General features: G+C 72.2%; 18 protein-coding genes, 1 tRNA gene and 1 other RNA gene. 7 read left to right on the top strand and 13 right to left on the bottom strand.

Annotation, left to right across the window (positions count from 1 at the left end; genetic code table 11):
• Positions 1-141: 141 nt before the first annotated feature.
• From BJ979_RS12500 to BJ979_RS12475, 6 genes are all read right to left on the bottom strand, one after another.
• The gene (locus BJ979_RS12500; protein WP_179568312.1) at positions 142-561 is read right to left on the bottom strand and encodes a nitroreductase family deazaflavin-dependent oxidoreductase; all 420 of its coding nucleotides are present in this window, start codon (positions 559-561) and stop codon (positions 142-144) included.
• A gap of 200 nt (positions 562-761) precedes the next feature.
• Complete coding sequence (locus BJ979_RS12495) at positions 762-2,213, bottom strand: UDP-glucose dehydrogenase family protein (protein WP_179568310.1); 1,452 nt, start codon at positions 2,211-2,213, stop codon at positions 762-764.
• A 104-nt stretch (positions 2,214-2,317) separates the two neighbouring features.
• Positions 2,318-3,772: a glycosyl hydrolase gene (locus tag BJ979_RS12490; RefSeq protein ID WP_218853489.1), complete on the bottom strand. Its 1,455-nt coding sequence runs from the start codon at positions 3,770-3,772 to the stop codon at positions 2,318-2,320.
• Positions 3,765-5,414 carry a glycosyltransferase family 2 protein gene (locus BJ979_RS12485; protein ID WP_179568308.1) on the bottom strand — a complete coding sequence of 550 codons (1,650 nt, stop codon included), beginning with the start codon at positions 5,412-5,414 and terminating at the stop codon, positions 3,765-3,767. Before BJ979_RS12485 ends, BJ979_RS12490 begins: the two co-directional genes overlap by 8 nt.
• 494 nt (positions 5,415-5,908) lie before the next feature.
• Positions 5,909-8,860, bottom strand: a complete 2,952-nt coding sequence (locus tag BJ979_RS12480; RefSeq protein ID WP_179568306.1) for a bifunctional [glutamine synthetase] adenylyltransferase/[glutamine synthetase]-adenylyl-L-tyrosine phosphorylase — start codon at positions 8,858-8,860, stop codon at positions 5,909-5,911.
• Between the two features lie 58 nt (positions 8,861-8,918).
• Positions 8,919-10,256: a glutamine synthetase family protein gene (locus BJ979_RS12475; protein WP_179568304.1), complete on the bottom strand. Its 1,338-nt coding sequence runs from the start codon at positions 10,254-10,256 to the stop codon at positions 8,919-8,921.
• 35 nt (positions 10,257-10,291) lie between these two features.
• On the opposite strand from BJ979_RS12475, the gene BJ979_RS12470 reads away from it, so the two are divergent.
• The 4 genes from BJ979_RS12470 to BJ979_RS12455 all read left to right on the top strand — a co-directional run bounded on the left by BJ979_RS12470 (position 10,292) and on the right by BJ979_RS12455 (position 13,873).
• The gene (locus tag BJ979_RS12470) at positions 10,292-12,025 is read left to right on the top strand and encodes an NAD+ synthase (protein WP_179568302.1); all 1,734 of its coding nucleotides are present in this window, start codon (positions 10,292-10,294) and stop codon (positions 12,023-12,025) included.
• A gap of 100 nt (positions 12,026-12,125) precedes the next feature.
• Positions 12,126-12,812: a lysoplasmalogenase family protein gene (locus BJ979_RS12465; protein WP_179568300.1), complete on the top strand. Its 687-nt coding sequence runs from the start codon at positions 12,126-12,128 to the stop codon at positions 12,810-12,812.
• A gap of 36 nt (positions 12,813-12,848) precedes the next feature.
• On the top strand, positions 12,849-13,664 hold the full coding sequence (gene panB / locus BJ979_RS12460) for a 3-methyl-2-oxobutanoate hydroxymethyltransferase (RefSeq protein ID WP_179568298.1): 816 nt from the start codon (positions 12,849-12,851) through the stop codon (positions 13,662-13,664).
• A gap of 2 nt (positions 13,665-13,666) precedes the next feature.
• A complete protein-coding gene (locus BJ979_RS12455; RefSeq protein WP_179568296.1) occupies positions 13,667-13,873 on the top strand; it encodes a hypothetical protein in 207 nt (68 codons plus the stop codon).
• A gap of 27 nt (positions 13,874-13,900) precedes the next feature.
• Here BJ979_RS12455 and BJ979_RS12450 read toward each other — a convergent pair whose 3' ends face one another.
• Positions 13,901-14,074, bottom strand: coding sequence for a methionine aminopeptidase (locus BJ979_RS12450; RefSeq protein ID WP_179568294.1), 174 nt, complete (start codon positions 14,072-14,074; stop codon positions 13,901-13,903).
• A gap of 56 nt (positions 14,075-14,130) precedes the next feature.
• Between BJ979_RS12450 and map the strand changes: the two genes are divergently transcribed.
• Complete coding sequence (gene map, locus BJ979_RS12445) at positions 14,131-14,997, top strand: type I methionyl aminopeptidase (protein ID WP_179568292.1); 867 nt, start codon at positions 14,131-14,133, stop codon at positions 14,995-14,997.
• A gap of 73 nt (positions 14,998-15,070) precedes the next feature.
• On the top strand, positions 15,071-15,877 hold the full coding sequence (gene ppgK / locus BJ979_RS12440; protein WP_179568290.1) for a polyphosphate--glucose phosphotransferase: 807 nt from the start codon (positions 15,071-15,073) through the stop codon (positions 15,875-15,877).
• A 46-nt stretch (positions 15,878-15,923) separates the two neighbouring features.
• Here ppgK and rnpB read toward each other — a convergent pair.
• The 6 genes from rnpB to BJ979_RS12410 form a co-directional block, all read right to left on the bottom strand.
• Positions 15,924-16,302: RNase P RNA component class A (rnpB, locus tag BJ979_RS12435), an RNA gene on the bottom strand.
• A gap of 25 nt (positions 16,303-16,327) precedes the next feature.
• Positions 16,328-17,563, bottom strand: a complete 1,236-nt coding sequence (locus tag BJ979_RS12430) for an NAD(P)/FAD-dependent oxidoreductase (protein WP_179568288.1) — start codon at positions 17,561-17,563, stop codon at positions 16,328-16,330.
• Between the two features lie 45 nt (positions 17,564-17,608).
• Complete coding sequence (locus BJ979_RS12425; protein WP_179568286.1) at positions 17,609-18,343, bottom strand: zinc ribbon domain-containing protein; 735 nt, start codon at positions 18,341-18,343, stop codon at positions 17,609-17,611.
• A gap of 61 nt (positions 18,344-18,404) precedes the next feature.
• Positions 18,405-19,217, bottom strand: coding sequence for a Nif3-like dinuclear metal center hexameric protein (locus BJ979_RS12420; RefSeq protein WP_179568284.1), 813 nt, complete (start codon positions 19,215-19,217; stop codon positions 18,405-18,407).
• Positions 19,218-19,226: 9 nt separating this feature from the next.
• The gene (locus BJ979_RS12415; protein ID WP_179568282.1) at positions 19,227-22,139 is read right to left on the bottom strand and encodes a cytosine permease; all 2,913 of its coding nucleotides are present in this window, start codon (positions 22,137-22,139) and stop codon (positions 19,227-19,229) included.
• Between the two features lie 59 nt (positions 22,140-22,198).
• Positions 22,199-22,274, bottom strand: a tRNA-Val gene (locus BJ979_RS12410).
• Between the two features lie 114 nt (positions 22,275-22,388).
• Between BJ979_RS12410 and BJ979_RS12405 the strand changes: the two genes are divergently transcribed.
• Complete coding sequence (locus BJ979_RS12405; protein WP_179568280.1) at positions 22,389-23,096, top strand: DUF1345 domain-containing protein; 708 nt, start codon at positions 22,389-22,391, stop codon at positions 23,094-23,096.
• Positions 23,097-23,099 lie beyond the last annotated feature (3 nt).

Here is a 23,099-nt window from a genome sequence, read left to right as displayed (position 1 = left end):
CCGTCGACGTGTTCGCGTCACATCCGGGCTCGCCTGCCTGAGTTTCCGACGGCGCGACCGTGGGGTTCGGCAGGCGCGCGGTTGCCGGCGAGGCGCTATCGGACTCGGCGAGCCGAACGGATGTCGGCGCTGCGGACCGGCTCAGTCGGTCTCGTCGTCGGCGCTCGGCTCGGCCGGTGCGACGCGGAGCAGCAGGAAGTCGTGCCGCCGCAGCAAGCGCAGGATCCAGGAGCGTGGCGGGCCGTACGCCCGGAGACCGCTCTCCGCGCCGAGCGGCTCGGTCGAGCGGATGCGCCAGGTGCCCACGCCGCGGACGAGCTCGCAGCTGCCGCCGGCCGCCTGGATGTTGCGGTACCACTGCACGCGTGGCCCGTAGGTGAGCTCGGCTACGAAGTCGGCGCCGGAGCGCGCGACGATGATCGGGGTCTCGTGGATCGTCCCGGACACACGGCCGCGGTGTCGCACGATCGTGAACGGACCGCGACCTCGGCGCGCGGCCGACAGCGTGATCGGGTTGAGGCGCCGACCGAGGAAGCGCAGCCAGCGGTTGCGGATGCCCATGCCCGCGACGCTATGCCCTCCCGCACGAGCGGTCACGCGCGCTGTCGGAGACTCAGGCAGAGACCGCCGCGCGAGGTCGGCACCAGCCCTAGCGGGTGGCGGTCGTGAAGCTCTGCCTGAGTTTCCGACGTGGACCCCGGCCGCACCGACCGCGCCAGCCGCACCGGGCGGCCGGGACGGCGGGCGGGCGGGGCGGCGGGTCAGGCCACGGCGAAGACCGGAGCCGACGACGGGAACGCCAGGCTCGGGGCGTCGCCGACTCCGAGACCGATCACCGTCCAGCCGGCCGCCTCCCAGGCGGCGCGGTCGAGGCAGTTGCGGGCGTCGATCACGGTGCGGTGGTGCACCAGTCCGGCGAGCTCCGCCGGGTCCGCGTCCGAGAACGCGTCCCACTCGGTGAGCACGAGGAGCACGTCCGACGACTGGGCTGCCGCGGCGACGCCGTCGACGAAGCTCAGCGTGGGGAACATCCGTCGGCCCGTCTCCCCCGCCGCGGGGTCGAACACGCCGACCTGCGCGCCGCGCAGGTGCAGCGCGGCGGCGACATTGAGCGCCGGGGAGTCGCGCACGTCGTCGGTCAACGGCTTGAACGCCGCGCCGAGCACCCCGATGCGGCGATTGAGCACCGACCCGCCCGCGGCCTGCAGGGTGAGGTCGATGACCTTCTGCCGCTGCCCCATGTTGATCTCGTCCACCTGCTGCAGCAGACCGACGGCCTGCAGCGCACCGAGCTCGCCCGAGCGGTGCATGAGCGCGCGGATGTCCTTCGGCAGGCAGCCGCCTCCGAAGCCGAGGCCGGCGTCGAGGAAGGCGCGGCCGATGCGCGGGTCGTATCCGATCGCATCCGCGAGCACGCGCACGTCGGCTCCCGCGGCGGTGCAGATCTCGGCGATCGCGTTGATGAACGAGATCTTGGTCGCGAGGAAGGCGTTGGCGCTGACCTTGACCAGCTCGGCGGTCGGCAGGTCGCAGGTGACGAAGGCGGCGCCCTCGGCGATCGGGCGCGCATACAGCTCCCGCAGCAGCGACTCGGTGCGCTCGCTCGCTCCGCCGACCACGACGCGGTCGGGGTGCAGCGTGTCGCCGACCGCCTTGCCCTCGCGCAGGAACTCCGGATTCCACACGAGTTCGACGTCGATCCCCGCGGGCGCGAGTGCGGTGGCGAGCTCGCGCATCCGCTCGGCGGTGCCGACCGGCACCGTCGACTTGCCGACGATGACGCCGTCGTGGGTGAGCGACCGGGCGACTTCGGCCACCGCGGCCTCGACGTAGTCGAGGTTGGCGGCGTGACTGGTGGCCCGCTGCGGCGTGCCGACGCAGACGAAGTGGATGTCGGCAGCGGCGACGGCGTCGGCGGTGTCGGTGGTGAAGCGCAGGCGCCCGCTGTCGAGGTGCCGGGCGATCAGCTCGTCGAGCCCGGGCTCGTAGAACGGCACGACGCCCGCCTGGAACGCGGCGATCTTCGCGGCGTCGGGATCGGCGGCGACCACCTCGAAGCCGAGCTCGGCCATCGCCGCGGCGTGGGTCGCGCCGAGGTAGCCGCTGCCGATCACGCTGATGCGCGGCGCCGGGCCGCGATCATCGGCGGAGTCGGCGGCCGGCTGGGCGGCGTCGGTGCTGGTGACCTCGTTCGTGCTGTCGTCGGTGCTCATCGTGCTGCTCCCCTCGTGCGGATCGTGCTAGTCGGTGTCGGTGTCGATGTCGGTGGTGTCGATGTGGGTGGATTCGGCGTCGTCGCGCTTGCGCTGCATCCCGCTCATCCCCCGCTCGTGAATCGGCCGCCGGGTGCGTGCAGCCCGGCCTGGAAGGCCTCGACCGAGGCGGCGGTCGAATCGACGCGCCAGTCGTTGGTCGCGAGCACGCCGTCGACCTTGCTGCTCACCGTGAGGCTGAACCAGGAGAAGCCGACGATGTCGGTGTTCGCTGGGTCGTTCAGCCCCCGGAAGAACGAGGCGAGCCAGTCGGGCTTGTGCCCTTCGACCTCCGAGGCGCCGACCTCGGCGAGCAGGATGCGCTTGCCCGGCGCCACCTGCCGCAGATGGCTGAGCGTCGCGCCGAAGGTCTGGTCGAAGCCGATCTCCTGGCCCGACTTGAACGGCGGTCGCAGGTAGCCCGACATCCCCACCCAGTCGACGTAGTCGTCGCCGGGGTAGAGCGATCGGAGGTAGTCGACGGTCTTGCGGTCGGCGGCGAGCTTGTCGATGCGGTTCGGCGCCCAGGTCCAGATCGCGAAGCGGTTGGCGCCTTCGCGTTCGAAGATGTCGTGCACGTGCCGCCAGGCCTGAACGTACTGGCCCTGCGTGTTCGTGTTGACGCCCTCGGCCCAGGGGTACCAGTCGCCGTTCATCTCGTGGTCGAAGCGCAGCACGAACGGCAGCCCGGTCGCGACGGCATCCTGCGCGAACTTCGTCACGTAGGCGTCGTGCGTTCCGTCGATGATCGAGGCCAGCGTGTAGTCGGGCTCGTCCTTCTGATCGTTGGCGGATCCGATCGGACGCGATTCCCAGGTGACCAGCGGCAGTGCGCCGTGCTTCCAGGCGCGGGTGACGCCGCTGGCGCGGAAGTCCTCATCCCATCCGGAGAAGAACCCGGCGAGGTTCGGCGTCGCACCGACCTTGGCCGAGGTGGCGTCGTACTCGGCCCAGTTGAAGGGCGACTGCGCCGTGTAGAGGCCGAAGTAGGGCGACGCCGGCTGGATGAGCTGCTCGCGGGTCGGCGTGACGAGCGGCGCGGGCGCGCTCGGTGCCGTCGACCCCGAGTACGGCGCCTTGGCTCCGCCCGAGCCGGCGCCCGCTCCGGATCCGGGACGTCCGGCCCCGGATCCGCCCGTCGACGCCCTGACGTCGGCGAGCTCGGCACGGGCCGACTGCACCTGCCCCTTCAAGGCGGCGATCTGCGCCCGCAGCGCCTCCTCGCGAGACGCAGCCCTGTCGACCTTCCCGTTCGCGGCATCGAGCTTCTTGCGTGTGCTGACCGCGTCGCTCAGCAGCCGGTTCCGTTCGGCGGTGACCCGCTGCACGCCGGTGAGGTCGGCGACGACCCGGTCGATCTTCTGCGTCGGCGAGCCCGGGGAGACCCAGATGACACCGGTCACCAGGGCCAGCGCCGCGACGAGCGCGATCGCGCCGATGACGGCTCCGCGTGCGCTGCGCCGGCTCGAGGCCCACCACTGCGCGGCGGGGGCGAGGGCGTTCGTGATCGCTCTAGACAAGGAAGATCGCCTCCAGGGTGAAGATGCCGGCCGCGACCAGATACGGGATCGCGGCGTAGGGGTTGAGCCGCCGGCGGCGGCGTGCGGTCGCCGGGGCGGACGCGGATGTGCGCGCCGCGGTGGGGGCGACCGTCTCGTCGGGCCGCGCGGCCGGCCGCGTCGCGTCGGCGGCGCTGAGCGGCCGGATCGCCGTGATCGGGCGCAGTGCGGTCGCGGTCCGCGGCGTGGTGAGTGTCGATGTCGGTGCGCCCCGGTGGTCGCGGGCTGCGACCGGTCCGGTCTCCGGCGACGCGGTCACCGGGTGCACGACGCGGTCCACCGGCGCCGGGTCGAGCTTCGCTGCGGCCTCCGCCGCTTCCACGGTCACCGCGCCGCTCGGGGCCGCGTCGTCCGCACCGCCGGAGTACGCCCCGGCGCGCGTCCCCCACCCGCTCGCGTGCGCCATCCGCACGAAGCCGAGCAGGCGCACCGGCATGAGGAACAGCGTCGACACGATGATGAACAGCGGCAGCCGGAAGAAGTCGCTCGGCTTCTCGGCGAGGTGGCGCAGCTGACGGATGCCCATGCTGAGCACCGACGACACGACCATCAGCCCGAGCACCCAGACGAGGCCGGTCGAGAGACCGTACTCGTCGAGGATCGCGCGGTAGAAGTCGTAGCCCTGGCCCGTGATCGACCGGTAGATCCAGCCGAGGATCACGCCGTAGAGCAGGAAGGGCAGGATGATGTCCATCACGAAGAACAGGGCCAGCACCGGAGCGTGACCGAGCATCCACGGCAGCATCCGCAGGGTGTTGTACTGGCTGCCGCGCGCCCACCGCAGCTGCTGCTTGAACAGCTTCTTCAGCTGCAGCGGTGCATCCGTGTAGACGAGGCTCGTGTACTGGTAGACCGTCCGGTAGCCGGCCTTCAAGGTGAGGTTCGTGAGCGTGCGGTCGTCGCTGACCTCGAGGAACACGCCCATGAACTTCTGGGTCATGAAGTCGTGCATGACCTGGTCGAGGATGCGTCGGCGGAACGCGATCGTGCGCCCGGGCAGGCAGCCGACCTGGCCGAGCACGCTCTGCGCCGGCATCGAGTAGAGCGCGCGGCTGTTCTCGAGCCAGTCGGCCCAGCGGGTGATCCAGCTGCGCTGCGGTTCGAGGATGCGCTGGCGTGTGGTGACGCCCCCGACGCGGTCGTCGGCGAAGGGCTTGACGAGCTCGGAGAGCGTGTTCTCGGTCCAGACGGTGTCGGAGTCGACCAGCACGGTGATGTCGCCACGGGAGAGCTCCGTGCCGATCTTGACTGCGTTGCGCTTGCCCGGGATCGGCGTGTGCACCCAGCGCACGAGCGGCGCGAACTCCTCGCAGACCTCGACGAGTCCGGGGTTCTCGGCGCCGTTGATCACGACGATGATCTCGCCGGGCTTCTGCTCGACCATGCGGCCGATGACGTCGCGGAAGAGGTCGAGCGGCTCGTCGACGACGGGGACGACGACGCTCGTCGTGCCGGCGTAGGTGCCCGTGAACGGGCGATAGCGGGCGGAGAGGACGGTCTTGATGAGCCACAGCAGCCAGATGAGCGCCGAGTAGACGGCGAACAGGTAGATGGCCGGGTGGCCTTCGATCAGGTGCCGGAGCTGCAGGATGAAGATGAACACGAGACCCCGCTTTCGCGAGCTGAGGTGGGTGTCCGCGACGTCGAGGACCTGGACGGTGCTGCAGGTGCGCCCATCCTGAGCACCCGGTGGGTGAGGCCGCAAGACCACCCCTGACTCACCCCCGGTTCGCGCCCGACGCGCGCGCGGATGATCGTTCTACCCCGGTGGGGCGAATGGCCGACGCGCGATGGCTTGTCCGCACTTCTGCCGTCGGCACTTCTGCGGAGGGCGGGGAAAGGGCCGGTCAGGGCCGACGTCGATCACGCGATCACGTGTGCGCCCGCACCGGCGGCGGAGGCCGCGGCGGCGCGCCGACCGTCACGCGGGGTACGGCGGGCCCTCGTTCGGGGGACAGCATCGAGTGCGGTCGAAATCGCGAAAGAAAGTTCTGCTCACGCGTGTTCTCGTGACATCTCGGGCGTGTCGCCGGGAACGGGTGACCTCGGGGCGGGCCGCCTCGTCGCGGCCGCCGAGTCGGGGCAGGCGAGCGCGGATCAGCGCTGGGTCGACGAGAGGCGCGGGCCGTAGAACAGCGTCTCGAACACCTGCCGGGCGACGCGGGTCGTGCGCAGGTAGTCCTCCTCGAGCGCGTTCGCTCCGCCGGCCGGGTACGCGAGCAGTCGCGCAACGCCCTCCAGGGCCTGCCGATCGGTCGGCAGCACATCGCCGGTCTTCGCGGTCCACAGGGTGAGCGCCGAGCGGGCGCGCGAGGCGATGAGCCAGGCGTCGCGCAGGCGATCGGCGTCGGGGGCCGCGACGAGTCCCGCGTCGACCGCGGCGGCCAGCGCGTCGAGAGTCGAGGTCGTGCGCAGGGCGGGCACCGCGGCGGCGTGCTGCAGCTGCAGCAGCTGCACGAGCCACTCGACGTCGCTGAGCGAGCCCCGTCCGAGCTTGAGGTGTCGGGCGGGGTCGGCGCCGCGGGGCAGACGCTCCGACTCGACGCGCGCCTTGATGCGCTTCACCTCGCGCACGTCGGCCTCGGGGATCGACGCCGGGTAGCGGATGTCGTCGGCCATGTGCAGGAAGTCGAGCGCGAGGCCGCGATCGCCGGCCGCGGCGTCGGCGCGCAGCAGCGCCTGCGCCTCCCAGGTGAGCGACCAGCGCGCGTAGTACGCGCGGTAGGAGTCGAGCGAGCGCACCAGCGGGCCGTTCTTGCCCTCCGGGCGCAGGCCGGCATCCAGCTCGAGCGGCAGGCGCAGATCCTCGCTGAGCCGGACGAGCTCCTTCACGATCTTCTCGGCCTGCTTCTGCGAGTCCTCGGGCGAGGCGGTCGTCGGCCGGTGCACGTAGAGGATGTCGGCGTCGCTGCCGAAGCCGAGCTCGCCCCCGCCGAAGCGCCCCATCGCGATCACCGCGAACTCGAGGCCCTCGGTGTCGCGGCGGGCGAGGGTGAGGATGCCGTCGATCAGCGCTGCGGTGATGTCGCTGAGACTGCGGCCGAGCTCCTCGACGGTGATCACGCCGACGATGCCGGCGAGGGCGAGCCGGAGAACCTCCCGGCGTCGTGCGGTGCGCAGGGCGAGGGCGGCCGCATCCACGTCGCCGCGGTGGCGGGCGAGGGTGGCGGCGGTCTCCTCGGCGAGCAGCGCGGCGGAACGGGGGCGCAGCTCGCTGTCGTTCTCGAGCCAGGCGGCCGCCTCGGGGAACCGCTCGAAGAGCACGCCGACGAAGCGGGAGCTCGACAGCACATCGGTCAGTCGCCGGGCGCCGCCGGCGGAGTCGCGCAGCATGCGCAGGAACCAGTACGCCTCGCCGAGATCGTCGCTGAGCCGGCGGAACGCGAGCAGCCCGTAGTCGGGATCGGGTCCGTCGGAGAGCCACGACAGCATGACCGGCAGCAGCGTGCGCTGGATCGCGGCGCGGCGCGAGACGCCGGAGGTGAGGGCCGCGATGTGGTGCAACGCGCTGCGCGGGTCGAGGAAGCCGGCCGCCGACAGGCGCGCCTCGGCCTGCTCGCTGGTGAGCTGGAAGTCCTCGTCGGGCAGCCCGGCGACCGCCGAGAGCAGCGGCCGGTAGAACAGCCGCTCGTGCAGACCGCGCACCTCGACCTTGATGCGCTGCCAGGCCTCGACGAGCGCCTCGCCCGAGCCGGCGAGTGCGCTCGATCGCGCGAGGGCGCGCAGCGCGTCGGGGTCGCGCGGCATGAGGTGGGTGCGGCGCATGCGGCTGAGCTGGATGCGGTGCTCGAGCACACGCAGGGTGCGGTAGTCCCGCGAGAACTCGGCGGCCTCGGCCCGGCCGACGTAGCCGCTGCCGGCGAGGGCCTCGAGCGCGTCGAGGGTCGAGCGGCGCCGCACGCTCTCGTCGTGCTGGCCGTGCACGAGCTGCAGCAGCTGGATCGTGAACTCGACGTCGCGCAGTCCGCCCGGCCCGAGCTTGATCTGCACGTCGACCTCGTCGGCGGGGATGTTGTCGGTCACCCGCTCGCGCATCCCCTGCACCGACTCGACGAAGCCGTCACGGCCCGCGCTGGTCCAGACGAGCGGCCAGATGCGCTCGAGGTACTCGTCGCCGAGGTCGGCATCGCCGGCGACCGGGCGTGCCTTGAGCAGCGCCTGGAACTCCCAGTTCTTCGCCCAGCGGTCGTAGTAGGCGCGGTGCGAGTCGAGGGTGCGCACGAGCGCGCCGTCCTTGCCCTCGGGGCGGAGGTTCGCGTCCACCTCCCACAGCGCCGGCTCGACGGCGAGCTCGCTGACGACGCGCTGCGTGTCGATCGCGAGCCGGGTGGCGATCTCGACGGCCCGGTCGTCGCCGATCAGCGGCTCGCCGGCGTCGTCGCGGCGGGCGTCGCCGACGTAGATCACGTCGATGTCGCTGAGGTAGTTGAGCTCGCGCGCGCCGGTCTTGCCCATCGCGATGATCGAGAAGCGCGTCGCTGCGACCTGCTCGGCAGGAAAGCGGCTCGCGCGCCGGGCGATCTCGATCGCGACGTCGAGGGTCGCGCTCGCCAGGTCGGCGAGACCGGCGGCGACCGTGTCGAGAACGGCCACGGCGTCGGCGCTCGACAGATCCCATGAGGCGAGCCGGGTCAGCTCGCGACGGTAGGCGACGCGCAGGCGCACCCACGCCGCCTCATCCGCTCCCCCGTCGACGGCGGCGGCGAGCACAGCGCGCGCGCCGTCGTGGTCGAGCGGCGTGACGAGAGGATGCTCGAGCGCGTCGAGCGCCTCGGGTCGCCGCAGCAGGAAGTCGGCGAGTCCCTCCGAAGCCCCGATGAGGCGCACCAGACGCTCGGCGGCCTCGGGGTCCGCGAGCACGCGGTCGACGTCGGCGACCGAGCGCTCGCGCAGCCGGATCAGGAGCCGCAGCGCCGCATCCGGATCCGCCGCTCCCGCGAACAGCGGCAGCGTCGACTCGGGCACCTCGCCGACGAGCCGCCCCGCCTCGCTGAGCTCGGAGAACCCGAGCCGGGCGAGTTCCGACAGCTTCGGCGCGGGGCGGCTCATGCGACTCGATTCGGCGTGCGGACCCGGCGGGCGGGTCGGGGTTCAGACGGGTCGGCGCTCAGAGGATCTCGAGGTTGCTCGCGAGCTCGTAGGGCGTGACCTGGGCGCGGTACTCGGCGACATCGCGGCGCTTGTTGGCCAGCACGTAGTTGAAGACGTGCTCGCCGAGCGTCTCGGCGACGAGCTCGCTCTCCTCCATGAGGCGCAGTGCGCGGTCGAGGCTCGCGGGCAGCGGGGCGTAGCCGAGCGCGCGACGCTCGCCGTCGCTCATGTTCCAGACGTCGCCGTCGGCCTCCGCCGGCAGTTCGTAGCCCTCCTCGATGCCCTTGAGGCCCGCGGCGAGCAGCAGCGAATAGGCGAGGTAGGGGTTCGCCGCCGAGTCGAGGGCGCGGTACTCGACGCGCGCGCTCTGGCCTTTGCCGGGCTTGTAGATCGGCACCCGCACCAGCGCCGAGCGGTTGTTGTGACCCCAGGTGATGTAGCTGGGCGCCTCGTCACCGCCCCAGAGCCGCTTGTAGGAGTTGATGAACTGATTCGTGATCGCCGTGATCTCGGGCGCGTGCTGCAGCACGCCGGCGACGAACTGACGGCCGATGCGCGAGAGTTGGTACTCCCCCGAGGCGTCGTAGAAGGCGTTGCTGTCGCCCTCGAAGAGCGAGACGTGGGTGTGCATGCCCGAGCCCGGCTGACCGGAGAACGGCTTCGGCATGAAGGTCGCATAGCTCCCCTGCTCGATCGCCACCTCCTTCACCACGGTGCGGAAGGTCATGATGTTGTCGGCGGTGGTGAGCGCGTCGGCGTAGCGCAGATCGATCTCGTTCTGGCCGGGACCGGCCTCGTGATGGCTGAACTCCACCGAGATGCCGAGGTCTTCGAGCATCCGCACGCTGCGGCGGCGGAAGTCGTGCGCGGTGCCGCCGGGCACGTTGTCGAAGTAGCCGGCGCGGTCGACCGGAACGGGCTGGCCGTTCTTCAGCTGCGACGACTTCAGCAGGTAGAACTCGATCTCGGGATGCGTGTAGAACGTGAATCCACGGTCGGCGGCCTTCGCGAGGGTGCGCTTGAGCACGTTGCGCGGGTCGGCCATCGCCGGCTGACCGTCGGGCGTCGTGATATCGCAGAACATGCGGGCGGTCGGGTCGACGTCGCCGCGCCAGGGCAGGATCTGGAACGTGGTCGGATCGGGGATCGCGAGCACGTCGGCCTCGGAGGTGCGGGTCAGACCCTCGATCGCCGAGCCGTCGAAGCCGACGCCCTCGGTGAAGGCGCCCTCGACCTCGGCGGGAGCCAGGGCGACCGACTTGAGGGTGCCCACCACATCGGTGAACCACAGCCTCACGAACTTCACTCCGCGCTCCTCGATGGTGCGGAGAACGAAGTCACGCTGCTTGTCCATGCAGGCCCTTTCTGCTCGGTCATTAGGCTAGCGGCATGCCCCGCCTCCGACTGGCACTCGCTCAGACCGACCCGGTGGTGGGAGACCTCGCCGGCAACGCCGAGCAGCTCCTCGCCGCCGCCCGTGACGCCGCCGCCGCCGGCGCCGACATCCTCGCCGCCGGGGAGATGGCCCTCTCCGGCTACCCGATCGAAGACCTCGCGGCGCAGCCCGGCTTCCTCCGCGCGAGCGGCGAGGCCGTGACGAAACTCGCGGCCCGACTCGACGAGGCCGGTCTCGGCGAGCTCGTGGTCGTGGTCGGTCACCCCGACGGCCCGCACTCGCCGCGGCTCATCGGCACCTCGAACGCGCCGACGGCGATCGCCCAGAACTGCGCCAGCGTGCTGCACCGCGGCCGCGTCGTCGCCCGCTACGCCAAGCACCACCTGCCCAACTACTCGGTGTTCGACGAGTACCGCGTGTTCATCCCCGGCGACGAGCTGCTGGTGCTGCGCATCAAGGGCGTGGATGTCGCGCTCATCGTCTGCGAGGACCTCTGGCGCGACGGCGGTCCGGTCGGCCGTGTGCTCAGCGCCGACGCCGGCCTGCTGCTCGTGGTCAACGCGAGCCCCTTCGAGCGCGACAAGGACGAGGTGCGCCTGCCGCTCGTCACCCGCCGCGCGGTCGAGACCGACACGATCGTCGGATACGTCAACATCGTCGGCGGGCAGGACGACCTCGTCTTCGACGGCGACAGCGTGGTGGTCGACGGCGCCGGGGAGATCCTCGCCCGGGCGCCGCAGTTCCGCGAGCACCTGCTCGTCGTCGACGTCGAGCCCGAGTCCGCGACCGACACGCCCCTGCCGGATGCGGTGCGCCGCGTCGAGATCGACACGGTCTCCCCCGTCGGGCAGCCGGAGCTCGTGCGCGACGTCGCCGAGCTGCCCGACGATCGCGAGCAGATCTGGAACGCCCTCGTGCTGGGGCTGCGCGACTACGTCGAGAAGAACCGCTTCCCGAGCGTCGTGCTCGGGCTCTCCGGAGGCATCGACTCGAGCGTCGTCGCCGCGATCGCCGCCGACGCGATCGGTGCCGACCGGGTCTACGGCATCTCGATGCCCAGCCGTTACAGCTCCGACGGATCGAAAGACGATGCTCGCGAGCTCGCCGAGCGCATCGGGCTGCACTACTCGGTCGAGCCGATCGCCGACCTCGTGACCCCGATCGAGGAGCAGCTGCACCTCACCGGGGTCGCCGCCGAGAACCTGCAGGCGCGCATCCGCGGCATGATCTGGATGGCGGCGTCGAACAGCGACGGCCACCTCGCCCTCACCAACGGCAACAAGACCGAGGTCTCGGTCGGCTACTCGACCATCTACGGGGATGCGGCGGGCGGCTTCGCGCCGATCAAGGACGTTCCGAAGACCCTGGTCTGGGAGCTGGCCCGCTGGCGCAACGCGCACGCGCTCTCCCGCGGCGAGGTGGAGCCCATCCCGGCCGCCTCGATCGAGAAGCCGCCGAGTGCCGAGCTGCGTCCCGACCAGACCGACCAGGACACGCTGCCGCCCTATGAACTGCTCGACGAGATGCTCGAGCGCTACGTGACGCAGCGTCAGGGCCGTGAAGAGCTCGTCGAGGCCGGCTACGACCCCGAGACGGTCGACTTCGTGACGAAGCTCGTCGATCGCTCGGAGTGGAAGCGCCGGCAGGGCGCGATCGGTCCGAAGATCTCGGGCATGGCGTTCGGCCGCGATCGGCGCCTGCCGATCACCTACCGACCGACGCGCTGAGCGGTTCCGCTCCCGCCGCCGTGTCCGGGCAGGCACTGACGCTCGCCCGGACACGCCCCGGGTGGACCGATCGTTCCCTTCGACGCGATATCTTCTCGGGATGACCGACCGGCCGAGCTCGCGCATGGCCGTGCTGTCGTTCCTGCCGTTCACGGTGATCGCTGTCGTCCACCTGATCAGCAAGCTGCCGGATCTCGCGGTGATCGACTCGGCGACCAAGCCGCTGCTCATGCCGATGCTCGCGCTGCCGATCATCGTCATCGGCCGGCGCGGCCGCATCCTGCCGCTCGTGCTCCTGCTGGTCGGCGTGCTCTTCTCCTGGATCGGCGACGTCACGATCGGGAACCTGCCGGTCGGCCTCACGTTCTTCCTGCTCGCCCACGTCGCCTACCTCGGCATGATGTTCGCTGCCTACCGTCACCGGCTCTCCTGGTGGGCGCTCGCCTACCCGGTCTGGTGGGTGGCTCTGCTCGTGCTGCTGTTCCCCTACCTCGGCGGCATGCTCGTGCCGCTCGCGATCTACGGGCTCGCGCTCGGCGGGATGGCCGCCGTCGCGACCCGGGGCTCGGTCGCCCTGGCCCTCGGCGGGGCCTTCTTCGTCGCGTCGGATTCGCTGCTGGCGGCGCGTCTCTTCGTACCCGGTCTGTTCAAGGACGCGCTCTCCGACGCCACGATCATGGCGCTGTACCTCGTCGCGCAGGCGCTGCTCGTCGCCGCCTCGCTGCGACACGAGGCGCGGCACGGAGCCCGCAGCGGCCTCCGCCACCTCGAGGCCGAGACCGTCTGACCGAGCGCTCGGATGCGCGGGTCTAGGCTCGAACGCATGGCAGACGAGGTGGTCAAGCGGGTTCGCACCCGCCATTTCCAGAACGCGAAGCAGCAGGGTCTCAAGATCACCGGGCTGACGAGCTACGACCAGCTCACGGCCGGCATCTTCGACCGCGCCGGCATCGACTTCCTGCTCGTCGGCGACTCGGCCGGCAACAACGTGCTCGGCTACGACACCACGCTCCCGATCACGGTCGACGAGCTGATCCCGCTCGCCCGCTCGGTCTCGAACGCGGTCAAGCGCGCGCTGGTCGTCGCCGATCTGCCCTTCGGCTCCTACGAGACGGGCACCGACGACGCGCTGCACACCGCCTTCCGCTTCATGAAGGAGACCCGCGCGCACGCGGTCAAGCTCGAGGGCGGCGTGCGCAGCGCCGAGCAGATCCGCCGCATCGTCGAGGCCGGCATCCCCGTCATGGGCCACATCGGCTACACCCCGCAGAGCGAGCACGGCCTCGGCGGCCACGTCGTGCAGGGCCGCGGCGCCGGCGTCGAGCAGCTGCTCGCCGACGCGCACGCGGTGCAGGACGCGGGTGCTTTCGCGGTCGTGCTCGAGATGGTGCCCGCCGCCGCGGCGAAGCGCGTCACCGAAGAACTCAGCATCCCGACCATCGGCATCGGCGCCGGCCCCGACACCGACGGCCAGATCCTGGTCTGGACCGACTGGGCCGGCATGACGACGGGCCGCCTGCCGCGATTCGTGAAGCAGTACGCCCAGTTGGCGCAGACCCTCGAGGATGCGGCGCGCGCGTATGCGGCGGATGTCACCGGCGGGGTGTTCCCCGCCGCCGAGCACAGCTTCGAGGACTGACCGTGAACGATCCGGGCCGGATGGCGAAGCGCGTGATCGTCACGCAGAGCCTGTCGCTGGCGATCGCGATCGCCGTGCTCGTCTGGGGCACTCTCAGCGGCAAGACCGCGTTGCTCGTGCTCGGCTTCGTGCTGCTGGTCGCCGCGGCGGCGATGCTGGGCGTCGGAGTGTGGCTGCTGCGCCGATCCCGGCCGGCGCCGCGCGGCTGACGCCGTCACGCCGGCCGGTCGGCGGTCTCAGTCGCCTTCCGCTGCCTCGTCGGCGGCCCACTTCCTGGCGCGCTCCTCGGCGATCTGCGGGGCCCGAGCGGCCTCCTCGCGCGAGGTGAAGGGCCCGTCGCGATCCGACCCGAGCGACTGCGCGCCCTCCTCGACCTCGCCCGTCTTGTGGTTGTACCACCATTCAGTCATGGCGCCAGCGTAGGGGCGGTTCGAGCGCACGGCACCCCGGCTCTAGGCTGACCCTCATGCCTTTCGACGCCTCCGGTCATCTGATCCCCGGGTCCGTCGGCGCCGAGCGTGTCGTTCCGCGCCACATCCCCCGACCGGAATACGTCGGTCGTCCCGGGCCGCGCCGCTCCGATCGCGGCGACGTCTACGACTTCGGCGAGATCGCCCGCATCCGCGAATCGAGTCGCATCGCGGCCCGCGCGGTCGAGGCCGTCGGCGCCGCGATCGCGCCCGGCGTCACGACCGACGAGCTCGACCGGGTCGCGCACGAGTTCCTCGTCGAGCACGACGCGTACCCGTCGACGCTGGGCTACCGGGGCTACCCGAAGTCGAGCTGCACGAGCGTCAACGAGGTCATCTGCCACGGCATCCCCGACGACACCGTGCTGCGCGACGGCGACCTGGTGAACATCGACATCACCGCCTATGTCGACGGCATGCACGGCGACCTCAACTCGACCTTCCTGGTCGGGGATGCGGCCGCCGCGACGGTCGACCTCGTCGAGCGCACCCGCGAGGCGCTGAACCGCGGGATCAAGGCGGTCGCGCCCGGGCGCCAGATCAACGTCATCGGCCGGGCGATCCAGAGCTACGCCGCGCGCTTCGGCTACGGCGTCGTGCGCGACTACACCGGGCACGGCGTCGGCGCGACTTTCCATTCCGGCCTCGTCATCCCGCACTGGGACGACCCGAGCGCGACGACCGTCATGGAGCCGGGGATGGTGTTCACGATCGAGCCGATGCTCACGATCTCGGGCGAGGAGCGCTGGGATCTCTGGGCCGACGACTGGACCGTCGTCACGCGCGATCGCAGCCTCACGGCGCAGTTCGAGCACACGCTCGTCGTGACCGAGCGCGGCGCCGAGGTGCTCACGCTTCCCTGAGCGTGCGACGCCGCGGGAGTCGCCGGGACCTTCCGCGCGACCGACCGCATCCACCCGCCGTTAGGCTGGTCGGGTGAGTTCACGGGCGATCGGCATCGACATCGGCGGCACCGGGATCAAGGGAGCGCTGGTCGATCTCGACAGCGGCGAGCTGCTGAGCGATCGGCTGAAGAAGCCCACCCCCGAAGGCGGTGAGCCGGATGCGATCGTCGCGGTCGTCAAGCAGCTCGTCGACGAGCTGGCGGGCGAGACCCTGAACGGCGACGCCGTGCCGGTGGGCGTCTGCTTCCCCGCCGTCGTGATCGACGGCCACACCATGTCGGCCGCGAACGTGTCGAAGAAGTGGATCGGCCTCGCCGCCGAGGAGCTCTTCGAGAAGGCGCTCGGCCGCGACATCCACTTCGTCAACGACGCGGACGCCGCCGGCGTCGCCGAGCTGCGCTACGGCGCCGCGAAGGGCGAGCGCGGCGTCGTGCTGCTGACCACGCTGGGCACCGGCATCGGCACCGCGCTGATCAACGACGGCGTGCTCGTTCCGAACACCGAGCTCGGCCACCTCGAGATCGACGGCCACGACGCCGAGACCAAGGCCTCCTACGCCGCGAAGGAGCGGCACGAATGGGACTGGGACAAGTGGGCGAAGAAGCTGCAGCGCTACTACGAGACGATCGAGGCGCTCTTCTCCCCTGCCCTGATCATCGTCGGCGGCGGGGTGTCGAAGCACCACGAGGAGTTCCTGCCGCGGCTGGTGCTGCGGGCGAAGATCGTGCCGGCGAAGCTGCGCAACAACGCCGGCATCCTCGGCGCCGCCGCGCTGACGTCGATGGGGCACGTGGCGGGGCACGGCGGAGGGCCGCTGCACAGCACGACGGCGTCCTGACGCGGGCGCCCGAGCGCTCAGTGCTCACGGCGCTCGCGGCGAGCTGAGGAACGGGCCGGCGATACGCCGGGTTCTGTACGGACGAATCCGTGACGGCCATCTATCTCGGGGATGCGTTGCCGCAGCCCTCCAGCGGTCTACCCGACACCTCGGCGAGCAGCTTCAATCGGTGTCTGTCTGACCTTGCTCCGGGCGAGGTTTACCCAGCGAGCCCGATCACTCGGGCCCCTGGTGGTCTCTTACACCACCGTTTCACCCTTACCCCGACCGCTCCGCCCGAAGGCGGTGCGACCGTGGCGGTCTGCTCTCTGTTGCACTTTCTCGCGGGTCACCCCGGGTGGGTGTTGCCCACCGCCCTGCTCTGTGGAGCCCGGACGTTCCTCGGCGCCCTCCGAAGAGGACGACGCGACCGTCTGCCGGCCCGTTCACCTCGAGTCTACCGGCGCGAGATCACCGGGGATCCGCATCCGCGCCGTGGTCCCGACGACCGCGCAGGTCGTGGCTGTGGCTGGCGCCCGAGGACGCCGCTCGGTCGGCGTGCTGGCCGATGCGCGTGGCCTCGCTGAAGTCGTGCTGCGCGGCCGCGGGGCCGAAGCGGCGGATGCCGTAGGCGAGCACGTCGTCGTCCTGCGGCAGTCCGTCGACGAAGTCCGCCAGCACGAGGCCCATCAGCGCCGAGTACTTGAAGCCCTCGCCGACGTCGCCGCAGCCGATCACGATGCCGTCGCCGACCGCATCCAGCACGAAGTCGCCGTCGGGCGTGTCGGTCCACGAGCAGACCTGGGCGTCGAGCGGCTCGGGCACGAGCGCACCGAAGTCGCGGGCGACCCGGGCGCGCAGCAGCTCGGTGCGCTCGGCCGAGGGCGTGCGGTCGGTGTCGTCGTGGGAGTGCGCGCGCAGTGGGCCGTCGAGTCCGATCTTGTAGCCGACGCCGAGGCTGGGCATCGCATAGATGCCGGGCTCCTCGCCGCGCGGACCGTCGAAGAGCACGGGCAGGGCATCGCCATCGACCTCGGGTGCGGTCGGGAAGTGGACGACCTGCTCGAGGTGCGTGTGCAGCGGCGCGGGCAGGTCGAGCGACTCGAGCAGCTGCTTCGCTCCCGGGCCCGCGGCGATGACGATCGCGTCGGCGTCGTCGTGCGTGCCGTCGGCGAAGCGGATGCGAGGGCTGGTCGGGCGACGCTCCACGCTCAGGGCGTATCGCCCGGTCGACAGCCGCCCGCCCGCAGCGCGGAAGCGCGCGAGCTGGGTCTCGAGAACACGATCGGCGACGAGCGTGCCGGCGTCGGGCAGCAGCACGGCGTCGCGGCCGTCGTCGCGGAGGCCGGGGAAGATCCCGGGAACCCGCTCCGCCGCCACGAGCTCGAAGTCGAGGGCCTCTGCTCGCGCCGAGCGCACGAGCTGCGCGGCCGACTCGGGATGCCGCCACAGCATCCCCTGACGACGGAACAGCGGGGCGTCGGCGAAGCCCTGCAGCCGTTCGAGCGCGGCGATTCCGCGGCGCCCGAGCCGCACGCGCCGCGGATCGGGGTCGCCGATCCGCCAGATCCGGCTCGGCCCCGATGACGAGGCGAGCGCGTTGCCGATGCCGTAGCGGTCGACCAGGTGCACGGAGTGCCCGCGCGATGCCAGCTCGGCCGCGGTCGGCAGACCCCAGGCGCCGCCGCCGATGACGACGACCTTCATCGCGTGGCCCTCAGATCCTGTCGTGGCTCGCCGCCGTGGTGAGGCTCAGAGACCGGAGTCGTCGGTGCGCACCAGGATCGCCTGCGACTCCGGGCAGAGAAGCACGTCGTCGGGGGCGGCGGCGCGCACGACGGTCAGGTCGCTCGCGTTGAGCGCCACGCCGGCGGCGACGGACACGCCGCGCTGCAGCAGCGAGGCGCCGATCCCGTAGCGGGCGCGCTGCTTCTCGTAGAGCGCGAGCAGGTCGGCGGGGATGCGCGGAAGCAATCCCCCGCGGGCGGTCTCGGCGGCGACGCCGTCGCTGCTCAGCTTGTCCTGCGCGGCGCTGAGCCGGGACTGCGCATCGGCGGCGCGCTGCTCGAGATCGGCGAGCCCGGCGCGCGTCTTCTCGACCTCGGCGGTGCGCTCCTCGATCGTCTCCATGACGGCGAGCTCGATGTCCTCGAGATCGCTCTTGCGCTTCTGCAGGGCTGCGAGCTCCTGCTCGAGGCCCTGGATGTCCTTCACCGAGGTGCTGGCCTGCAGACGGTCGCCGTCGCGGGCGATGCGCGCATCCACCACCGCGACGTCGGCCTCGGTGCGCTTCAGCTCGGTCTGCGCGTCTTCGAGTGAGCCGTTCTTCTGCGCGAGCTCCTGCCGCAGCACGTCGCGGCCCTCGGCGATCGCGCGCAGCTCCTCCTGCTCGGGCAGCTTCGCGAGCTGGATGCTGACGCGGTGGATGCGCGTGTCGAGCTCCTGCAGTTCGAGCAGCAGGGCCTGGTCGGCGGGTGCGGCCTTCATTCGATGTCTCTCGTCTCGTGGTGGCGGTTCGGGTGCGGCGCGATCGGCGGCGGGGCCGGGATCAGTCGACGCGGAAGGTCCAGGGATCGGTGCTGAGGGCGCTGACCGTGGTCTCGACGCCCGGCAGCTCGCGCCGCAGCTCGGCGGCGGCGGTGTCGAGCCAGAGCGACTCGGCGGCCCAGTGCGCGATGTCGACGAGCGCGGGTCCGCCCGCGACGCCGGCGTTCTCGATGGCCTCGGAGGCGGGATGGTGCCGCAGGTCGCTCGTCAGGTACACGTCGGCGGCGAGCACGGCCGGGTGCGTGAGCAGCGAGTCGCCGGCTCCGGCGCAGAGCGCGACCGTGCGGACCAGGCGCTCGGGATCCCCTGCGACGCGGACGCCGCCGACCGTCGCGGGGATCGCGTCGCCGACCCGCTGAGCGAACCGGCGCAGCGTCTCGGGTGCGTCGAGCTCGCCCACGCGGCCGAGGCCGTATCCGGCGCTCTCGCCGGCGACCAGCGGGGTCGAGCCTCGCAGCCCGATCCGGTCGGCCAGCACCGCCGAGGTGCCGGTCGGCACGACGTCGGCGTTCGTGTGCGCGGCGAGCAGGGCGCATCCCCCGCGCAGCAGGGTGCCGATCACGGCGCCCTTGTAGCGATCCTCCGCCACGCTCGTCACGCCGCGCAGCAGCAGCGGGTGGTGCACGAGCAGCAGCTCGGCGCCGAGATCGACCGCCTCGCGGGCCGTGGCGACGGTCGCGTCGAGGGCGAGGTGGATGCGCGTGATCGGCGCCGTCGGCACCCCGGCGAGCAGGCCCGGCGCATCCCACGACTCCGTGCCCGCGGCGGGCCAGAGCCGCTCGGCGACCGCGGTGACGTCGGCGAGGGTCGGCATCCGCCCAGTCTAGGAGTCGGCGGGCCCCGGCTCGACGACCGAGCGCTCCTGTCGCCGCACCGTGCCAAGGCCCAGCAGGAGGCCGGCGAGCAGCCCGCCGACGAGGGCGGCGAGAACACCGGGTCGAGCCGCGGCGGCGTCAGGGCCCAGCAGGGGCAGCAGCCCGCCCTGCCAGGCGAGACCCGGCAGCGAGGAGTCGACCAGAAGCCAGCCGAGTGCCGTGAGCACGACGAGCAGCGCGATCGCGACGGGTCGCACATCGGGGTAGATGCCGCCGCGCCGCAGCAGCGAGGGGGTGTGCAGGCGTCGCGTGCGCAGCAGCAGGTCGCCGCCGACGAGACCGGCCCAGGCGGCGACCGGCACCGCGAGGGTCACGGCTGCATCGCGCAGCAGCGCGGACGCGTCGACCTTCGCGCCGAGCAGCACCACCGCCACGAGCGCGGCGACCAGCGCGGCCGGGACCGTGACGAGCGGTCGCGGCGCGCGCACCCCAGCCGCCGTGATCGCGAGGCCGCCGGAGTAGGTCGCGACTGCGGCGCCGGCGACACCGCTCAGCGCCACGGCGACCAGCAGGGGGATGGCGGCCGCCGCGGGCAGCAGGCCGGTCAGCGTGGCGATCGGCGTGGTCGTCAGCTCGAGGCCCAGATCACGGTCCGACGCGGCGAGCAGCGCTCCCCATCCGACCAGGATCACGGTCGGGAGGGTCGCGCCGGCCACCGCCGCGGCGCTGTGCGCCGACGCGGCGCCGGTCGAGCGCTGGTAACGGGCGAGGTCGCCGATCGACTGCACCAGCGCGAGTCCGCCCACGGCGACGACCAGGGCGGCGCCTCCGACGACGAGGGACCAGCTGCCGTCGGGCACCGCGAGGGCCGCGGAGAGGTCGAGGCGCGGCAGGGTCAGCGCGACGATCGCGACCACGGCGGTCGCGCCGACGACCGTCGCAGCGGCCTGCACCCCGCTGAGCAGGCCGTATCCGAACACGGCGATCGACCCGGCGAGCAGGATGCCGGCCACCAGCGCGACGACCCGGATCAGGCCGGCGTCGCCCAGCCCGGCCGCCGCGGCGACACCGCCCGCCGCATCCGCCGTCAGCCAGAGGAGGGCGCCGGCCCATCCGACGCGGGTGAGCACGGCGAGCAGAGCGGGCACCGCGTTGCCGACGACGCCGAACACCGCCCGCGAGGTGACGAGGGCGGGCTGACCGCTCCATCGGCCGGCGAGCACCGCGAGCGAGATGGGGAGAGCCGACACCGCGGCGCCGACGATCACGGCGACGACGGCCTGGCGCAGGCTGGCGCCTCCGGCGACGAGTCCGGCTCCGATCCCCAGCAGCAGCACCGAGGCGGTCGGCGCGAACGCCAGCCAGAACAGGCGGGGGGCGCGCCCGGCGCGCTGCTCGGCGGGGGCGGGCTCAGTCGTGCCGAACTCGATGCCGAAGGTGCGCGGAAGGCGGGCCGCGATGGCGACGGCGGTCGTCGCCTCGGCGGCCGCTGCCGGCAGCTCCGGCTCGGCATCGGGTCCTGCGTCGCTCGCGAGCTCGACCTCGGCGTTCCAGCTGGGGACGGGGGCGTCGTCGGGGTGCAGCGCCCGCGCTGCGGTGGCCGCGCTCGTCGGCCCCCAGCTGCCGACGACTCGATCCTCGGGATCGACGGAGCCGTCATCGTCGTCGGAGTAGCCGGAGTCGCTGGTCGCGGCGGCGCTCAGCCGAGGGTCGACCAGCGATCGCCGATCTGGCGTCGGTGACAGGCTGAGCGGCCGATCGGCGTCGGCGAGTTCGGCGAGCCACGCCTCGGGCGGGAGGGTGATCACGCCCGACGGCGGTCCGTCGGGGGCCGCGAAGGCGGAGAGATCGACGGCGTCCTGCACCGGGGCCGGAGCGCTCGGAGCCGCGCCCGACTCGGACTCGGCTGAGGTCGGTTCGGGAGACGCCTCGGGTTCGAGCCGCGGATCCGACTCGTCGGCCGCGGCGGGTTCCCGGGATGGCTCCGTGGCATCCGGCGCAGCCTGCCCCGCTCCGGCGCCAGCGGAGTCGGCGGCGTCAGCGGCGAATCCGGCGGCCCAGGTCGGCGGCTCGACCAACGGCGGCGGTGCGAAGGCCGGCGGGGGCGCCGCCGACCAGTCGCGGGACATCGAGTCGCTGGCGTCGACCGCTCCGGCGACCTCGTCGGATACTGCTGGTTCGAACAGCGCCGCGGACGGGGACGGGGCCTCTCCCGTGAGCGGAGCCGCCGACCCGGACGGCGGCGCGGGTGCCGCGTGCGACGGCACGGCCGCGGCCGGATCGGGCGGTGCGAGATCGCGCAGACGCGCGGCGAGCGTGGTCTCGAGGTCGTCGTCCCCTGCGGCGAATCCGCCGAGCAGACCCGTGCCCGCCGGCTTCTCGGCCGCGGGTGAGGCGGGAGGCAGCGGACCCGTCGCGACCGCCAGCGCCGGTTCGGATGTGGTCGGAGCCGAGAGCAGCTGGTCGAGCAGCTCGGCGGGCGGCAGGGGGAGCTGTGCCGTGGCCGTGAAGGACGCCGCCGGTGCCGGGGCACCCGACCACGGACCGGCATCCACCGCCGTGGAAGCGGGCGCCTCCGTCGGCGAGGAGTCGGGCTGAGCGGCAGCGGCCTGGGCGTCATCGACGGCGAGCGGGATCACGGGAGCGGGCGTCAGCGGCGCCAGCGGGCCGAGGTGGTCATCGAGTTCGGCGGACGCCACGGGCGATGCCGACTCGTCGTCGGCTCGCCCGCCGTCGGGCTGCTCGACATCGGATCGCCCGCCGTCGGCGTGCCCCGCGTCAGACTGCTCGAGATCGTCGTCCGCGTCGTCGACGAGGTCGGGAACCGGAGTGATGACCGGGATCGCCGACGTGAAGCTGGCCAGGATGGCGTCGGCGAGGGCGTCGTCGTCCGCGCGAGCGGAGTCGGGTTCGCCGGTCATGCCCGGATTCTAGGGGTGATCCTCAGCTCTGCGGCGCGTGCGCGAGGTGCGGCGGAACGTGGTGGGCCCTGAGGGACTCGAACCCCCGACATCCTCGGTGTAAACGAGGCGCTCTACCAGCTGAGCTAAGAGCCCGGATGGCGGATGCGCACGCCGGGACGCGACGATGCTACCGGTCGCGGCCCGGCCGTCTGATCCGCGGCTGGCAACGCGGGCCGGCGGCGACCACGGCGGCCTAACGTGGCGCCTGTGCCGACATCCGCGAGCCCGCAGTCCGAGGACTTCCGTGCCGAGGCCGAGCACCGCTGGCCGGTCGCCCTGGGCATCCTCGTCGCGCTCGCGCTCTACCTCCTGCTGCCGAGCGACTTCGATCCGCGGGTGCGTGCCGCCGTCGCCGGTATCGCGCTGCTGATGTTCGTGCCGCTGGTGATCCTGAACCCGCGTCGGCTCGCACGGGAGCAGCGCTGGTCGCGCCGCCTGTCGATCGCGGTGAGCCTCGTGCTCCTGGTCGCCAATCAGGTGGCGCTGGTGCAGCTGATCGTCGAGATGGTCACGGCGTCGCGGGGCGACGGGCCTGCGGTGCTGCTGGCCGCCGTGCAGGTGTGGGCGACCAACATCGCGATCTACGCGGCTGTCTACTGGGAGATGGATCGCGGCGGACCGGTGGCCCGCCGCCGAGATGCGCGTGCGGACCTCCCCGCCGCCGACTTCCGGTTCCCGCAGGACGAAGACCACGACGCGATCGACGAGGTCGCGAGCGGCTCATCCCAGAAGGCCGACTGGATACCCGCCTACTTCGACTACGTCTACTTCTCGGCGAGCAACTCGATGGCGTTCAGCGCGACCGACACCATGCCGCTCTCGCATCGCGCGAAGGCGCTCATGATGCTGCAGTCGCTCAGCGGTTTCGTGCTGCTTTCGCTGGTGATCGCGCGGTCGGTCAGCCTGCTCGGCTGACCG

This window comes from Schumannella luteola, from assembly GCF_013408685.1.
GTDB lineage: Bacteria > Actinomycetota > Actinomycetes > Actinomycetales > Microbacteriaceae > Schumannella > Schumannella luteola.
Note: the sequence above shows the minus strand (reverse complement) of the source record. Positions and strands in the feature narration are given on the sequence as shown.

What these genes read in the sequence shown, in the direction of transcription:
- panB (WP_179568298.1), top strand. Translation starts at nt 12,849, where the DNA reads ATGGCAGACGAGGTGGTCAAGCGGGTTCGCACCCGCCATTTCCAGAAC.
- BJ979_RS12415 (WP_179568282.1), bottom strand. Translation starts at nt 22,139, where the DNA reads ATGACCGGCGAACCCGACTCCGCTCGCGCGGACGACGACGCCCTCGCC.
- BJ979_RS12425 (WP_179568286.1), bottom strand. Translation starts at nt 18,343, where the DNA reads ATGAAGGCCGCACCCGCCGACCAGGCCCTGCTGCTCGAACTGCAGGAG.
- BJ979_RS12480 (WP_179568306.1), bottom strand. Translation starts at nt 8,860, where the DNA reads ATGAGCCGCCCCGCGCCGAAGCTGTCGGAACTCGCCCGGCTCGGGTTC.
- map (WP_179568292.1), top strand. Translation starts at nt 14,131, where the DNA reads ATGCCTTTCGACGCCTCCGGTCATCTGATCCCCGGGTCCGTCGGCGCC.
- BJ979_RS12450 (WP_179568294.1), bottom strand. Translation starts at nt 14,074, where the DNA reads ATGACTGAATGGTGGTACAACCACAAGACGGGCGAGGTCGAGGAGGGC.
- BJ979_RS12495 (WP_179568310.1), bottom strand. Translation starts at nt 2,213, where the DNA reads ATGAGCACCGACGACAGCACGAACGAGGTCACCAGCACCGACGCCGCC.
- BJ979_RS12470 (WP_179568302.1), top strand. Translation starts at nt 10,292, where the DNA reads ATGCCCCGCCTCCGACTGGCACTCGCTCAGACCGACCCGGTGGTGGGA.
- BJ979_RS12475 (WP_179568304.1), bottom strand. Translation starts at nt 10,256, where the DNA reads ATGGACAAGCAGCGTGACTTCGTTCTCCGCACCATCGAGGAGCGCGGA.
- BJ979_RS12420 (WP_179568284.1), bottom strand. Translation starts at nt 19,217, where the DNA reads ATGCCGACCCTCGCCGACGTCACCGCGGTCGCCGAGCGGCTCTGGCCC.
- BJ979_RS12500 (WP_179568312.1), bottom strand. Translation starts at nt 561, where the DNA reads ATGGGCATCCGCAACCGCTGGCTGCGCTTCCTCGGTCGGCGCCTCAAC.
- BJ979_RS12430 (WP_179568288.1), bottom strand. Translation starts at nt 17,563, where the DNA reads ATGAAGGTCGTCGTCATCGGCGGCGGCGCCTGGGGTCTGCCGACCGCG.
- BJ979_RS12465 (WP_179568300.1), top strand. Translation starts at nt 12,126, where the DNA reads ATGACCGACCGGCCGAGCTCGCGCATGGCCGTGCTGTCGTTCCTGCCG.